We start from the raw sequence: 15,092 nt of genomic DNA on the forward strand, positions 1-15,092 counted from the left end.
ACAATCGGTTTTTATGAATGCGGTAGCATGATAGGTTTAGGTGTTTTAGTATTACCCCAATATTATAGCTGGCGGCTCCATTTTATTTTCCATAAATTGCAGCGAATTCTTCTGCTTAAAAAATACCTATGCATAGAAAAATAAGTTATCTGGTAGCTTTGTCCTTATTGCTTGAGTGCTATTCTGCTAATAGCCAAACCCCAACATTGCAGGAAGTAACAGTCAAAGGTAATATCTCGCAAAGAGATGGTGAAAATCTAATATTTAAAAACGCAACAAGCAACGCGAAAAATTATCTAAGATGGTATAACGCCAACKGAACGGCACAGGCTTATATCGGATATGGGAATGATGCCAATAGAAATTTTTATATTGATAATGTAGGACTGGGAGGAATATATTTACAGAGCCGCACGCTCATAAATAACCCAACAGATGACGGGATTTCTTCACTACAGATTCTTGGACCGGTATATGCTAATGGTAATTATCATACAATAAATACAGGAGGTTACTGGGCTTCCGGAACAAATAACTATGGTATAGGATGGTATTCTCCCAATAATGATTTTAGGATTAGAACAGGAACTATTGATAGGGTAACAGTTGATAACAATGGCAAAGTTGGTATTGGTACCTTCAGCCCTGTTAGTCAGTTGCATTTGGCATCCAATAGTGATCATTCTTTCAATATAAGTAGAAGTGACGGGAGCTACGGATTCCGCATTTATAGGAATGCTTCTACTGGCACTATTTTCTTTCAAATCGGAACTACTCCTGCACCAATTTGGGAAACTAAAATCCAAATCGGCGAAGGGGAAGGGCCAAATACGAAGCTGTTGCTCAATCCTAATGGAGGGAATGTAGGAATAGGAACATCAACTCCTCAGGCAACACTCGCAGTTAATGGTGACGTTTTCGCAAAAAGAATAAAGGTAACGCAAACCGGTTGGCCAGACTACGTATTTGATGCTTCATATGTTCTCCCCTCTTTACAGCAAATAGAAAAATTTATTAAAGACCATAAGCATCTTCCTGAAATATCTTCTGCGAAGGAAATAGGAGAAAAGGGGCTTGATTTAGGACAAAATCAAGCTAAATTGCTACAGAAAATTGAGGAATTGACTTTATACCTGATTGATCAGAATAAGAAATTGGAAACGCAACAACAACTGATATTAGAACAAGGTAAACGGTTAGAAGAGTTAGAGAGAAAACAGTCTAAGTAAAGTTATATTAAGTTAAATTTCTTACGTTTGTATAGCAAGTTGCTTATTCAACATTATTTCACTGGTTAAGCAATCAGGTTAGCATAACGGTTAGCAATAAACGCTTACCACTATCAAACACAAACGCTACAAGACATTACGAAGATACGTGCTAGTCTCAAGGGGTTCACAAAGCGTGATACAATTCAAAGGAATGTATCACGCTTTTTTATTTGAGTCAGCTGCTTTGCTCATCTATTAATTCTCTTTCCATTTCTTCAATAGTAGGTAGTTGAATTTTGAGGTTGTCAGGAATAATTTCTGAAAGTTCAAAAGAGCTTATCCCTATAGGTTTGTTCAAGTCACGAAGGGGATATCACACCTCTATTTTATCTTTCATTCTGGACAATATCATTCCAATTGAAGGGCTATCAGTAGCGTGTTTTAATTGGCTATCCACTGCCGATAAATAGAAATTTAGCTTGCCTGCATATTCCGGGTGAAATTTTCCGGCCTTCAATTCTATAACTACAAGACAAGGAAGGTGTAAGTGATAGAATAATAAATCCAGAAAATAGTCAGATTCACTGACTTCTAATTTATATTGACGACCAACAAAAGCAAACCCTTTCCCAAGTTCCAGCATGAAGTGAGTTATTTTCTGTGTAAGAGCCAGTTCAATTTCCCGTTCCCGGGAATTTTCTTCTAATCCAGGAAATCAAAATGATAAGGATCCTTAATACTTTCAGCTGCGAGGTCAACTTTTCCTTGTCTTAAATAAGAATTACTTTTAATGTTAATTTCGAGTTGATTTCTCGACCAGCCATTCTGGTGTGTGGCTTTCGCGTACAGGAGGGCTATTTTGAACTCTTTTATTTTTGAAATCAAGATTGGTTGATAAGACCAGGGTAATTGTGCCACAGGTTGTGGCACAAATTCAAATTCTTGCGAAAAGAAGAGATACAGAATCAGATAAGTGAATAAAAAAGGATTAACCATCTGGTAGTATTCCGGCATATTTTTTCTTTCTCCATAAATGTAGTTGCCGTAATATTTCAATCAATGCTGCTGCTTTATCGATAGGCTTGTAAACGGTTTGCGATGGCACGGTTCCAGCGATATATTCCTTTAGAGCGTTTTTTACCTTTTCATTATGTAGACTATGCTGAGGCTATGCTTAGCACCCGCTTAGCACCTATAGAAGCCGTGCAGCAGAGGTGGACTTGATGCGGGGATGACGTGCGGGTGTATAATCGGGATGAAATTGAATCAGAAGAAGGATGGAGGTCGAAACCGGCCATAGCAGGGCTGCTTCAGAAGTATGCTGTAGCTGACGAAAGAGATGTACTATTGAAAGGAAGCAGGTATAAAAGGTTTATTCATCAAAATATCTCCGGGGGCAAGAATCGTTTTATTCCAGTTGAATGACTGATGGATAGGTGTATGTATAGGTAAGGTTGGGAAGCAATATCTTCCGCTTTGGGTAAGTGCGTTTATGAGCATATTTGCGTACCTGTGGGGCTGCCACGGCAATAATATCGGCGGCTATATATTGTCTGTTGTGCGATGGGCTGTCTTTGTATAGGGCTCTTACCTGGAAAACTACCACCAGTGAGCCTTCTCCGGGGACATCCAGCGAAACATTTGTTTCCTGGAAAGTGGTACCGGGGGCTATCATGAGTGTAACCGTTTCGCTACCCACCACCTGACGTGATGTAAAATCAATACGCGTTGCGATCACTTTTACTTCCAGCGCAGCAATACCTTTATAGCCGGCGATGGTTTGTGCGGGAATATTTAATATCCCGTTACGGAGAAGCCGGGGTGCCACCGGGAAAAAAGGATCTACTCCTGTATGCTGATTGAAGCGGAAGCCAGTCAGGGCCTCGTGGTGATCGCCGGCAGCAATGAGCAGTCTGTTGAGCCGATTGATGTGGGCGCCGTCACAATGGATATCCAGGTGGGGGTAGAAAGCTTTACGGATAAAAGCGCCCTTTCTGCTGGCGATGCCAAAGCGCCGGGATGCGCGGCGGGTAGCAGCCGTTTGCTGCACGCTTTCGGGCATGCTACGCAGGAAGTATTGGCCATTGCGCTTATACCCTATGAGATTGCCGAGTTTTCCCGTAAAGGAAATGACAGACATTTGTTTTGCCATGGGAGATTATTTTGATTACTATAAATATAACACAATCCGGGGAACCTGTTTTCGGGCTGGATTGAAGATTATCTAAAGGGAGTGTATGGCGTATTGTATAATATTCAACGATAGTGCAATGGGGATTTGAGAATGACAAACGGGAGTGTATGAGCATCTTAGAAAATATTGAAAAAGATATTTCTCATCACATCATTTTGTAGCAACATATTGTCTTAAGCCAACATAGAAGTGCAGTGGTATTGGCGTGCGTAATGGACTTAAACGGGATTAACTACAACACCTGGGGCAAGCAAACGAGTTTCTCTTTTACGAGATGCCCGTTTGCTTTTGCTGCCTATATGCTCAGGCCATTCTTTCCTGGATAGGTTTCAGCTGGTATGCCTTGTAAAAGAAGCGGTCTGCTTCATGCTGATCTGCTGCGAAATTCACCACTTCTACAATTTTACCGTCCTTGATTTTCCACAGCAGGCACCATAGCATATCTACATTGTTGCCGTCTTCCCGGCTGCTCCAGCCGCGGTGGCAGTCAATCACGTAGTTGTCATTTACGCCCAATACAATAGGATCCGCCTTGAATCCTGATTCGCTTAGCTTTGAGAAGTAGGCGAGAACTTCTGTGATACCTACTTTAGTACCGCTCATTGGATGATGCCCGGGGATCGTCCATTTAACGTCTTCTGCTACAACCTCTTTCATGGCTTCAGCATCAAACTTGCTATAGGCTTCAAAAAATTTACCGATAATCTCCAGATTAGGGTGTTGTTGGCTCATGGACAATGCTGTTTTTTTAAAATAATTATTACATATTTATCACATAAAGATAAAATAAATGACATTTATTTGTATATGTATATTGCTGGAATTACACAAAATTAATATTACTGCCAGGATCAGAGCAATGATCCTTTTTAACACTGATTGGCAAAGGTTTTCGTTTATTGGTACGGGTTATAAGTTCTTTACAACCAGGTACGAATTCAGCTAGTCCGGAAGGATACAAATTCGGATACAGGAGCTTAAAAATTTACAATAGAGTAGTCGTGAAAAATTAGTGTCTCACCTTAGAGGGTGGCTTTAAATATGGAACCAGTTCTTCTTCCATTTAAGAAACTTAAAAAAGCGGCTGGTAGAGCAGGACTGCTACAGGGCTTCTACAGCATTGTTTACAACATTGTATACCTGCAATCCTTTTATACAAGAGTATCTGTCAGCGCCTGACAGATAGTTCATATTCCCCTGTTTGTCCCTGCTTTCCCTGAAATGCGACATTACATAGCCCTCTTCAGCACTGAGGGCTTTCAGGGCTCCCAGTCTTTCTTTTTTAACGAAGTAAGCATTGTTGCCATAGGAATTTGAACCTACAAAATAATAGCCTTTTTCTTCTGCCAGCATGCATAGTGCCTTTAGTGAAGCGCCAAAATAAAGGTGACTGTAGTGTTCTTTTTCTCTTACAAAATCGGCCTTATAAGGCACCGTAAGGGCCCGCTCTTTTCCCATAACGCTGTTGTATTCCACCACCACAATAACGGGTTGTACTACATCGATTGCTTTCCAGATCCAGTAGTCATTGCCATCTATATCAATTGATAACAGGCCAATTTCTCCCGACAATCCACCCCTGGTGATCAGCTCGTTGATATTTTCCGCTGTAATAAACGAGTGTACCACTTCCAGTTTGTGCTGATAGTAGATGTCGTCGGCTTTGATGTAGTCAATACTTTTCCGGCCGCCATCGATCAGGAGACCGCTCCAGTTGTCATTTTTGAGCAGGAACCTGGTATTCGATTCCACATAATTTTCCACGCCAAATTCTATAAATGTTTTATTGGGGATCTCCACTTTATGAATCAGGTACTGAATAATACCATCATCTCCCGATTGGGAAAATACCTTAAATTCTGCCTCCGCAAGATCGTCGAGGATAGGTAGTTGTTTGTTCTGCCTGGCAAGCAGTTTTCCCAGGAGCAGGATGTCCGTTTGTTGAGTTTTCCGGGTAGCGTATAAAGAATGGTATAAAACACTTAATAGTTTCCTTATTCGTTTCATCAGGACTGGTATGAATTTGTAGGTACTCGTTAAAAAGATTACCGGTTCTTTCTCACAACATAATAATATAAATATTGTTCATTTTTAGGCAATTTATAATATGTTGTTTATATTTAAGTAACCGATAAAATTCACCTTGAATTCTTTTCTGCTTTACTGTTAGTTTGGATCCGACAAATGTATGAGACCTGTTTGCCTGAGATATCCTAATAATCCGACTAATGAGCATATAAATATCAGATACGACTCATTTGTAATGCGGTGTGAAAATCAAATATAATATTTTGTTAACGCCGCGTTAATATTCGATAAATACTGCTTAGATAACTTCGCTGCCTGAATTTAAACCATCTAAATCGATGAAGCGCTCAATCTGTCTCCTTTTTATTACGTTAGGTATGCTAATGTGTTCCGAAGTATTTGCACAATCCACCCTGGCTGATCTGCATGGTCAGATCAAAGGGAAGGATGGCACAATGATACCCGGTGCATCCATTACAGTGAGAAATGAATCGACTGGTTTTACCAACCGAACCCAGTCAAATACCAAAGGTTTTTACACCTTTAAACAATTGCCACTGGGTGGTCCTTACACTATTACTGTATCGGCAATAGGTTTTGGTTCTCAGAAAAAGCAGGACTATAATTTTAACCAGGGGGATGCTCTCCAGGTAAACTTTGATCTGGAGCAATCTGTTTCAAATCTTGATGCTGTTACCATCGTGTCTACATCCAACAAGAAAGCGATTGTGAATGCAGGTGCTGCTACTACCATTACCCCCACTGACATGAACAGGTTGCCTGTCAATGGAAGAAACTTCTCTAACCTGGCAGCGCTGTCGCCGCTTACCGGTAATGGTAACAGTATCAGTGGTCAGCTGGGATCTGGTACCAACTATACAATCGATGGTATGACGGCAAAGAACCCTACTTCTGCTGGTCCTACTACCTCCAGAAGCGGTGCTCCTTATTCTATCTCTATTGAAGCTGTTCGTGAGTTTAAAGTTGTTACCAACCAGTATGATGTTACACTCGGCAGATCAGGCGGTGGTACCGTAAGCGCTGTTACCAAATCCGGTACCAATACGGTTTCCGGTTCTGTATTTGGTTTTGGTCGTGCTAACTGGTTATCCAGCCCTTATGATATCCGCGGTAACAAAAGAAATAATGACTATTCCACTTATCAGTTCGGGGGATCTATCGGCGGCCCGATCATCAAAGATAAACTTCACTACTTCTTTGCATGGGATCATCAAACAGATAACCGTTCCCTGGTAATTGCAGACATACAATCTCCTTCAGATGAGTTGGTATATAACATCACCAGGAATGTACTGGATACATTTGTGAATGTTGCCAGAACAAAGTATGGTGTTTCCAACCATGCGCAATATGGCTCTTTTGGAAAAACACGTCAGTCTGATGCCGGCTTCCTGCGCCTGGATTGGCAGATTAACGATAAGAACCTGTTGACCATCAGAGATAACTATACCAATGATGTCAATAAACTGGGTTTGATTGATAATACGGCCATTGACCTGTATGAGTCAACCGGTAATGACTTCAACAAGGATAACAGCCTGTTGGTAACACTGAGATCTACTATCAGCACTAAAGTGACCAACGAATTGAAGGTGCAGCATTTGTATACCTGGCAAGCCAGCAGACAAAATGATGAGCTGCCAGGGGCGCTGCCAAGAGCGATTGTTGAAAACGTAACTTCTGTATTGTCTGACGGAACTACCAAGTCTACCAACGTTCAGATCGGTGGTCACCGCTTTGGTCAGGAAGGATTTACCAACAACGTAGTCCAGTTGACCGATAACCTGTATTACAACACGGAAAAAGTTAACTATACCTTCGGTATCGATCTGATGTACACACACGCTAAATCACTGTATGGCAGTGAAGTAAACGGTAGATATGTGTACAGAGGCATGGATGCTTTCCGTAATAATACACCATATGCATTCTATCGTGAAGTGCCATTGGTGGCTGATCCAAGCGTAACTTCCAGTATTTTCAATGGTGGCATCTATGGCCAGTTGCAAACAGACCTGGGTAGCGGGGTAAGCCTTACTGCCGGTATACGTTTCGATATGGCTACTTATCCTAAAGCGCCATTTAACCAGGATCTGCATAATGCACTTGGCTTAAACACCAATAACAGCATTAAGTCTTTTGTGCCACAGCCAAGAGTTCAACTGACATGGGATGTTAACCAAAAGCATACAGATTATATCAAAGTGGGTGCAGGTGTGTTTAGCTCCGATATTAATAACTATATGCTCATCAACAATCTTACATTTGATGGCAAACATTTCGGAACCGCTAACCTGAACACCAGTTCTGTAAGTATACCTTCTCCTGATTTCGCCGCATACAGGAAAGATCTTTCTACGGTGCCTGCTTTTGCACAGTACCAGCTGCCGCTCATCAATTACACAGGTCCGGATGCTAAAATACCTGTCGTTTACAAAGCTAATATCAACTATACCAAATATATTACCAGCCGCCTGAGAATGGGTGTTTCTGCTTATCTTACCTATGGCCGTAATAACTACTTCTATATAGACAAAAATATGGTGGAAACTCCCTACTTCACTTTGTCTAATGAGGCCAACAGGGGAGTATATATTCCTTTAGATAAGATGAATACCAGCGGTGGTAGTGGTAACTACCTGGATGGTAGAATCAGCAAGGCGTTTGGCAGGGTACTGGAACTGACCAGCAAGGGTAAAAATAATACCTATACTTTTGTATATGACGTTAACTACCGTTATTATAAAGATGGTAGCATCACCGCCAGCTATACCTGGAACGATTCCAAAGATAATACCTCTTACAACGGTAACGTTGCCAATAGTGCTACTTTAGGTTTGCCGGTGGCATATGATCCACGTGATTTGAGTAAAATGACTTACTCTGATTTACAGTTCCGTCATAAGGTAGTATTCTACGGTACATCACCCTCCTTTGCAGGATTTATTTTCGGTGTACGCTTTTCCGGTATCGGTGGCACCCGTTACAGCCTGTTGTCTGGTGTAAACAGCAACCAGGATTTTGTAAGTGGTACCAATGACCTGGCTTATGTATTTAATCCGAATGATCCGGCTACATCAGCAGCAGTTAGAGATGGGTTGAATAAGCTTTTGAATTCAGCAGCAGGTAGCAGCTTCAAAAAATATGTGGAGAAATCAGAAGGTAAGATTGCTGAAAGAAATGGAGGCATCAATGGTTTCTATGGTACAATAGATTTAAGACTGGCTAAAACATTCAAGGTTTCCAAAAAGAGCGGTTTTGAGCTTTCTGTAGATGTTTTCAACTTCGCGAATATGCTCAATAAGAAATGGGGTGCAAGCCATAACTTTGGTAATACCTCCTTATACCGTGCTTCTGCATTCAGTAAAGAAACCAGCACGTATAACTATTCCGTTAACACCAGCGGAATTGCTAATCCAGGTGGAGATCCTTACCAGGTGCAGGTGGGAGCAAGATTCTTCTTCTAATATCTGCTAAGCAGGATGATCAGATGAATTGAAATCATCCGCGAAATATATATCGACTGTCGCCAGGCTGAAGTTCAACTTCGGTCTGGCGACAGGCATTTTATGGCATTGCTATGCTGTTAGTTTTCGAAGATCAAACAGGAAGTGTTTGACTTCGTTCATCTCTTTATTTCCGGTGCATAAATCATTTCCGCATCCTTCGGTAACTGCTGTACATGCAACATATAGGTCGTTACATTTTTGTCCCAATTTTCCGGATACTCATAGCCTAACTGCGCTGCAACAAGTCTGGCTGAATATCTGAAGAGATCTATCGTAGTATACACTGCCTGCCATATATGTTGCAGGTTGGCATCTGAATAAGTGGCCAGCATTTTTTCGTACATCTCCGGCTCTAAGTAACGCTGGTAGAACTTTCCAAACTTGCCCGGGTTTACTGTAAATCCATGACGGCAGCCGATGTACCAATCCATCATTTGTATCAATGCTCCACGGATCACCTGATTTATTAATTCCTTGACCAGTATCACTTCTTCACGCCACAATCCTTTTGCCAGGCCGGCATTGGTATACCAGAATTCRTTACAGCAATCATTGAACGAACGTTCTGATGGCTTTTGTACTATATAACTTGCGTCACTTGCAGGAGGAAGAGGATTGGCATTTAATACCCCGCTTTTATCCCATATAACTTTACAAAGACTATCACTGGTGAAGTGATCCAGTGTTTCCAGTGGTACCATCATCAGATCAATACGGTTTCCATCCTTAAACTGCAACAGGTAGGAGAATGCGCCTTCCAGTTCCGGCGAAGGAGGATACAGTTCCATGTCTTCCGGCATCTGCATGATCATTCTTTCGCCAAAAACGTCTACCCAGCTATGGTCCTGCAGGAAGGGTTCGAGGTTTTCTACCACAAAGATGATATCGTAATCCTGGAATATATCTTTTGTTACATTGGGATTGGATCGTGATCCATCTTGCAATACAGCCAGTATCCGTGGCTCTTTCTCTGCCACTCCAAGTATTAACTGCATCATTTCTGTTTCACTCCTGCTAACCATATTAGATGTTCTCTTTTTTTGTTGTTGGGTAAGTCGATATGTATCAATAATTATTCGCTCTTCAGGACCGCCACCGGATTGGTCCTCGCAGCCTTTAACGTTTGCGACCCGATCATGATGAAGGCGATCAGCAATACCGCCAGTAATCCAGCGAATAGCTCAGTGATTTGCACGGGTGCATGATAAGGAAAATTGGGTAGCACAATGGTTTGGAAGAAGACATAAGTTGCCGGTAGGGCAATGAGCGCCGATACTGACAGGAGGACCAGGAAACCGCGGCTCAGCAAGTAGATAAGGTTGCCGGCGCTGGCCCCCATTACCTTCCGGATGCCAATCTCCTTTAGTCTTGTTTCGGTGGTGAATACCACCATTCCGAACAATCCCATTGATGCGATAGAAATGGCCAAAAACGAAAGGAAGCCAATGATCTTGATCATGGTGGAAAATTCGCTGTATGCATCTTCTATTGCTTTATCATAGAATTCAGCCATAAACGGATGGACACGATCAATCTTCTTCCATATGGACCCGATCTTAGCTACTGTGGCCGGCATGTCGGCGCTTTGTATTTTGGCGCTGATGATAGTTCTGTCTTCGGGGGTCCAGAAAGTGAATGCTACTGGTCCGATGAGGTTCTCCACCTTACCATAGTGAAAGTCCTGCATTACGCCAACAATCGTCATTTTGCGTCCATTCAATATGATCTGTTCCCCGATTGCTTTTTGTGGGTTGTTGGCGCCTATGTTGAATCGCTTTAAAACCTGCTGGTTGACGATTACCTCTCCAACGGCTTCGGCTGTGGTGGGTCGGGCAATAAAGTTTCCGCCGGCAACGAGTTTATAGTCATGCAGTGGCAAATAGTTTTCGTCAATGTGATTGGTCATGACCAGCACAGAATCCCGCGAATCTTTGTATTTCATATTGCCGCCCCAGGCGTTTCCTACGCCGGTGGTAATCAGCGACCGGGAAAGTGCAGTTACTTCCGGCATCTCGCTGAGTTCTTTGAGCAGTACGTCGGGTTTATTATCCTGCATATTAATGTTCAGAATGTTTGTTGTGCTGAATCCCAGGTCGAATGCCAGGATGTTTTTATACTGCACATAGCCAACGGCGGTAGTGGTAATAAATATCAGTGTAACTGTGTATTGAATCACTACCAGCGTACGCCTGAGTGTCAGGTGTTTGAACATTTTTACCGATGAAACATTTCCGAACGTATTGAGGGGGCTGATTTTTGAAAAGTATATAGCGGGCAGGAAGCCGGCAATAACACCTACTGTGACAGAAAAGATGATGAAGGCTGCCACCATGGATGGCGTGAGATCTAGCTTCACCGTTCGCTGCATCTCCGGCGCCATGTTGATCAGCAGCGGCCGCAATACGAGAAACAGGAGGAATGAAAGCAGCAGTGCTGCCAGTGAGATCATCACCGCTTCGGCCAGGAACTGTAGCCGTACCTGGCTCTTTTCGGCGCCGATAGCTTTGCGAAGACCTATTTCCTTAATGCGGCGCATAGCGCGTGCTATCGAGAGATTGGTATAATTGAAACACGCAGACAATATCACAACGAGCGCCAGCCCGAAGAGTATCCAAAGCACAACAGGGGGGATGTGAGGGCCCGTGAAGCCAGGGCCGCCCTCGGATTGACGGAGGCTTTCTCCAACCACGATGTTGTATAAAGGAAGTAGTTCGAGTTGGATCTTCGTATTTTCGTCTGCGAGGTTTTCTGTTCTTGCAAGCACATTGAGCTGCGACCGGATGGCTGCGATGTCGGCATTTTTCGAGGGCAGGAGGTAGACGGAGTTGGACCACATGTTTGTCCATGCGGCATAATTTTTATCGCCTTTATTGGTTTGTTCAGCGGTGGACAATGATACCAGCACTTCGAAGCTGATGTGCGAAAAGAAGGGAACGTCTTTCATGATGCCGGTCACCTGGTAAACGAGTGTATCGATTTTGATTGCCTTGCCGAGTGCCGCCTGGTTGCCGAACAGCTTCTTTGCTGCCGTTTCCGTGAGAACAACCGAATAAGGATCTTTCAGCGCCGTTTCGGGGTTGCCTTCCACCATTGGAAATGTAAAGACCCTGAACAGCGAGGGCTCTGCCCAGAAGCCCTTAATGGGGAGGATATTGTCGCCCACCTTCGCATCGCCGGAGAAGTTGTTGCGCATAATAGCCACTTCTTCAATGCCGGCCACCTTCTCGCGGATGAGCTTTCCTGTTTTTACAGATGTGGAGGCAAACTTGCCGTTTTCTTCGCTGTTGGAGGTTAATATGTTGGTGATGCGATATATCCGCTCGCCATTTTTGTGGAACCTGTCGTACGAACGGAGGTCGAGTAGAAACGCGATCAACAATAACCCAACGGACATACTGATGGCAAGGCCGAGGATATTGATGAATGAGAACAGCTTGTTGCGCATGATGTTGCGCCCTGATGTTTTGACGTAGCTTCCAATCATGATCCGGTTCATAAAAAGGTTGACAAATATTGAACTTCGTACCGTATAACTTCTGAAGAATTTGAAGGTATCAATGATGTAGATCAGCTTTGCACGGCGTGGCCCGATGGATTGTACATTCCGCTCGAAGCATTCGTTAAGGTCTCCTGTAAGGTCCTCTACGAGTCCGGGTTTACAATACCATTCTACAAATCGCTGTGCCCAGGCGGGCGGATGGTGTTGCCGTTGTTCTTTCATGCTACATTTTTTGCCAAACAAGGGACGGTATCCTGGCCCACAGTTCATCACGCATTGATTTGGCGCTGACCAATGACGCCTTGCCCTGCATAGTGAGTTGATAGAACCTTTTGCGTTTACCGCCACGAGCTTTCGTTGCCTCACCCAGCTCACTTTTCACAAGGCCCTTTTCTTCGAGACGGTTGAGCACCGCATGCACTACGCCGAGTTTCGCTGAACGGCCGGTATGGTTCGAGAGTTCGTCACATATCGCTACGCTATATGCTTCGTTCATCAACGCTGCAACGGTGAGTAGCACCAGTTCTTCGAATTCTCCGAGGTTTGTACCTTTCATCTCTGATATTAATTACGTAAATGTATGTAAAAAGACTTTATTATACATACAAAAGGTGAATAATTAATTTGTTCAATTATTCAAGGTTGAGAAGGGGGGCGTTTCTGCATTATAAAAGCAGCTTCATTGTATGTCTATTTATTTAATCCTATCGCCATTTTGTAGGCGGACGCAGCGTCGGGAAGTGGTGTCATTGCATCTAATAAAATATTGGAGGTTCCTTGTTCAGATAATTCGTCGGCCACTTTTTTAATTAAGGCTAAAGTAGCCTTCATTAAACTTGAACCCAGGCTTAAGCGGGCAACGCCTAAATCCTGCAATTCACGGACGGATGGGGATAGTCCCGCTGCAATTGTGGGATTGGAAAGGATATTAATCGGCGCATTAATTTCTTTAACTAATGTTGCAATAGTTTCTTTTTCCCATACGGGCTGAACAAATATGCAGTCTGCACCGGCTTCACGGTATTTGTTACCACGCTTTATTGATTCCGATAATTTCTCCTGTGATGAACCTGATGAAGTATAAAATGAATCGGTTCGTGCATTAATTACTAAATGAAAGCCCAGTGAATCTGACAAAGCGCGAATAGCCGATATTCTTTCACAAAATTCCATCTCGTCAATTAATACCGGGTTTAAATCAATGCTGTCCTCAATATTTATTCCTGCAATGCCTGTCGCAATTATCTTTTTAACGGAGTCAATTATTTCATTCAGATTGTTCCCATAGCCGGCTTCTATGTCTACCGTTACGGGAACCTGCACGCTCTTTACAATCCTCGTAATAACGTCAATCATCTCCGGCAATTGTATTACCTGGCAGTCAGGATAACCTAAAGAGGCGGCTATTCCCATACTCGTTGTGGCGATCGCTTTATAGCCACATGCTTCTATTAATTTAGAGCTGCCGCTATCCCATGAATTTAACAGCACCAAAATTTCTTCGTCGTGGTGATATTTTAGAAGCATCGCGGCTTTTTCTTTTTGAGTATCTGAAACCATAATTGGGGCGTTTTAAAAAATGTAGTCTCGTATTAATGTGCGKGTATAGTAAGTTAAATATATTTTACTGGTATTTAAAAAGTATTACCGACACAGATACATTTGCCAGGAGATTTTTTTTGATGGGGTTATCTAAATCTTTCTCTTTCATTGTGGTTCAATCAATTGAAGCATCAAATTCGATCTTTATATCCGTTCTGAAAGGATTGTTAGGAAAGTCGAGGCCCTCAATTGGGAAAGAAGTTTGCAGCTCCAAAAAGTCTTCTTTATCGATGCATGTCCTACGCACGAACGTTGTTTCAATTACATCTGGAAAGAGCCTATTATCCGTACCATCTAAAAGTGAGTTATACATTTTGAACGTTGTTCCATAATTATTACCATGGATATGTACTATTTCAAATTCATCGCTAAGCAACGAAACAGCCTGCTTAATATCCCAAAGACGATTCTTAAGGTCGTGCCATTCTACCAGGATTTGATTTACATTACTGATATGTTTGAGGATATCCGGGTTATTAAAGATCGCGTATTCGCCACCTTCAATATCTATTTTTAAAAGTAGTTGTTTGTTTTTAAGGCCAAACCGTTCCATGTGGCTTTCTAGTGTATCGTATTTTTCTCTTTTAATAGCACTTAGGCCTTCATTTACAAAATGCAACTCCTTTTTGTGAAACATTCTATGCTGAAGCCATATTTTTTTTACGACAAGCAAATACGTGAACGCTTGTGACAGACGAAACCGGATTAGTAATTCTTTCAGGTAACGAAAACTCAAGAAGTATTTACCGTACATAGTAGGGTCAAACATAATTACGGCTTTGCCGGTCGACTCCTTAAAATGCTCTTCAAAAGAGGTATCCCAGCCTACGCCATAGGTTAAAAGCTGATCGGTAGATGCTAAGGTTTTTTTATAAATAACATAGCCTCCATCCTGTTGATTTCCCATTCTTTCTTTATTTTTAATAGAAACGGGCCTGAGGAAATTTAAAGCTTTCATGAAAAATTGTTTGATAGGATTTTTTTAATGAATATGATATCACATAGCGGAAAGCTGATTAGCTAGTATT

Annotated in this window: 12 protein-coding genes; 2 read left to right on the forward strand and 10 right to left on the reverse strand. The window is 42.4% G+C overall.

Going from position 1 to position 15,092, the window contains the following annotated elements; translation table 11 throughout:
- Positions 1-128: 128 nt before the first annotated feature.
- Positions 129-1,229, forward strand: coding sequence for a hypothetical protein (locus AC1DCV_RS30085; protein WP_477026627.1), 1,101 nt, complete (start codon positions 129-131; stop codon positions 1,227-1,229).
- A 355-nt stretch (positions 1,230-1,584) separates the two neighbouring features.
- Here the strand turns inward: AC1DCV_RS30085 and AC1DCV_RS30090 are convergent, their stop codons facing one another.
- From AC1DCV_RS30090 to AC1DCV_RS30110, 5 genes are all read right to left on the reverse strand, one after another.
- Positions 1,585-1,890: a PDDEXK nuclease domain-containing protein gene (locus tag AC1DCV_RS30090; RefSeq protein ID WP_477026768.1), complete on the reverse strand. Its 306-nt coding sequence runs from the start codon at positions 1,888-1,890 to the stop codon at positions 1,585-1,587.
- A 23-nt stretch (positions 1,891-1,913) separates the two neighbouring features.
- Complete coding sequence (locus tag AC1DCV_RS30095; protein WP_477026628.1) at positions 1,914-2,267, reverse strand: DUF1016 N-terminal domain-containing protein; 354 nt, start codon at positions 2,265-2,267, stop codon at positions 1,914-1,916.
- Between the two features lie 352 nt (positions 2,268-2,619).
- Entirely contained in the window at positions 2,620-3,363 is a 744-nt protein-coding gene (locus AC1DCV_RS30100) for a hypothetical protein (protein WP_477026629.1), read from the reverse strand.
- A 345-nt stretch (positions 3,364-3,708) separates the two neighbouring features.
- Positions 3,709-4,137, reverse strand: coding sequence for a nuclear transport factor 2 family protein (locus AC1DCV_RS30105; protein WP_477026630.1), 429 nt, complete (start codon positions 4,135-4,137; stop codon positions 3,709-3,711).
- Between the two features lie 369 nt (positions 4,138-4,506).
- A complete protein-coding gene (locus AC1DCV_RS30110; protein ID WP_477026631.1) occupies positions 4,507-5,412 on the reverse strand; it encodes a hypothetical protein in 906 nt (301 codons plus the stop codon).
- A gap of 359 nt (positions 5,413-5,771) precedes the next feature.
- Between AC1DCV_RS30110 and AC1DCV_RS30115 the strand changes: the two genes are divergently transcribed.
- Positions 5,772-8,921: a TonB-dependent receptor gene (locus tag AC1DCV_RS30115; protein WP_477026632.1), complete on the forward strand. Its 3,150-nt coding sequence runs from the start codon at positions 5,772-5,774 to the stop codon at positions 8,919-8,921.
- Positions 8,922-9,079: 158 nt separating this feature from the next.
- Here AC1DCV_RS30115 and AC1DCV_RS30120 read toward each other — a convergent pair whose 3' ends face one another.
- The 5 genes from AC1DCV_RS30120 to AC1DCV_RS30140 form a co-directional block, all read right to left on the reverse strand.
- A complete protein-coding gene (locus AC1DCV_RS30120; protein WP_477026633.1) occupies positions 9,080-9,985 on the reverse strand; it encodes an aminoglycoside 6-adenylyltransferase in 906 nt (301 codons plus the stop codon).
- A 50-nt stretch (positions 9,986-10,035) separates the two neighbouring features.
- Positions 10,036-12,684: an ABC transporter permease gene (locus AC1DCV_RS30125; protein WP_477026634.1), complete on the reverse strand. Its 2,649-nt coding sequence runs from the start codon at positions 12,682-12,684 to the stop codon at positions 10,036-10,038.
- 1 nt (position 12,685) lies between these two features.
- A complete protein-coding gene (locus AC1DCV_RS30130; RefSeq protein ID WP_477026635.1) occupies positions 12,686-13,018 on the reverse strand; it encodes a PadR family transcriptional regulator in 333 nt (110 codons plus the stop codon).
- 134 nt (positions 13,019-13,152) lie between these two features.
- Positions 13,153-14,022 (reverse strand): isocitrate lyase/PEP mutase family protein, encoded by an 870-nt coding sequence (locus AC1DCV_RS30135; RefSeq protein ID WP_477026636.1) that lies wholly within the window; start codon positions 14,020-14,022, stop codon positions 13,153-13,155.
- A gap of 157 nt (positions 14,023-14,179) precedes the next feature.
- On the reverse strand, positions 14,180-15,022 hold the full coding sequence (locus AC1DCV_RS30140) for an FkbM family methyltransferase (RefSeq protein ID WP_477026637.1): 843 nt from the start codon (positions 15,020-15,022) through the stop codon (positions 14,180-14,182).
- Positions 15,023-15,092 lie beyond the last annotated feature (70 nt).

It is taken from the genome of Chitinophaga sp. 10T418 (genome assembly GCF_056394125.1).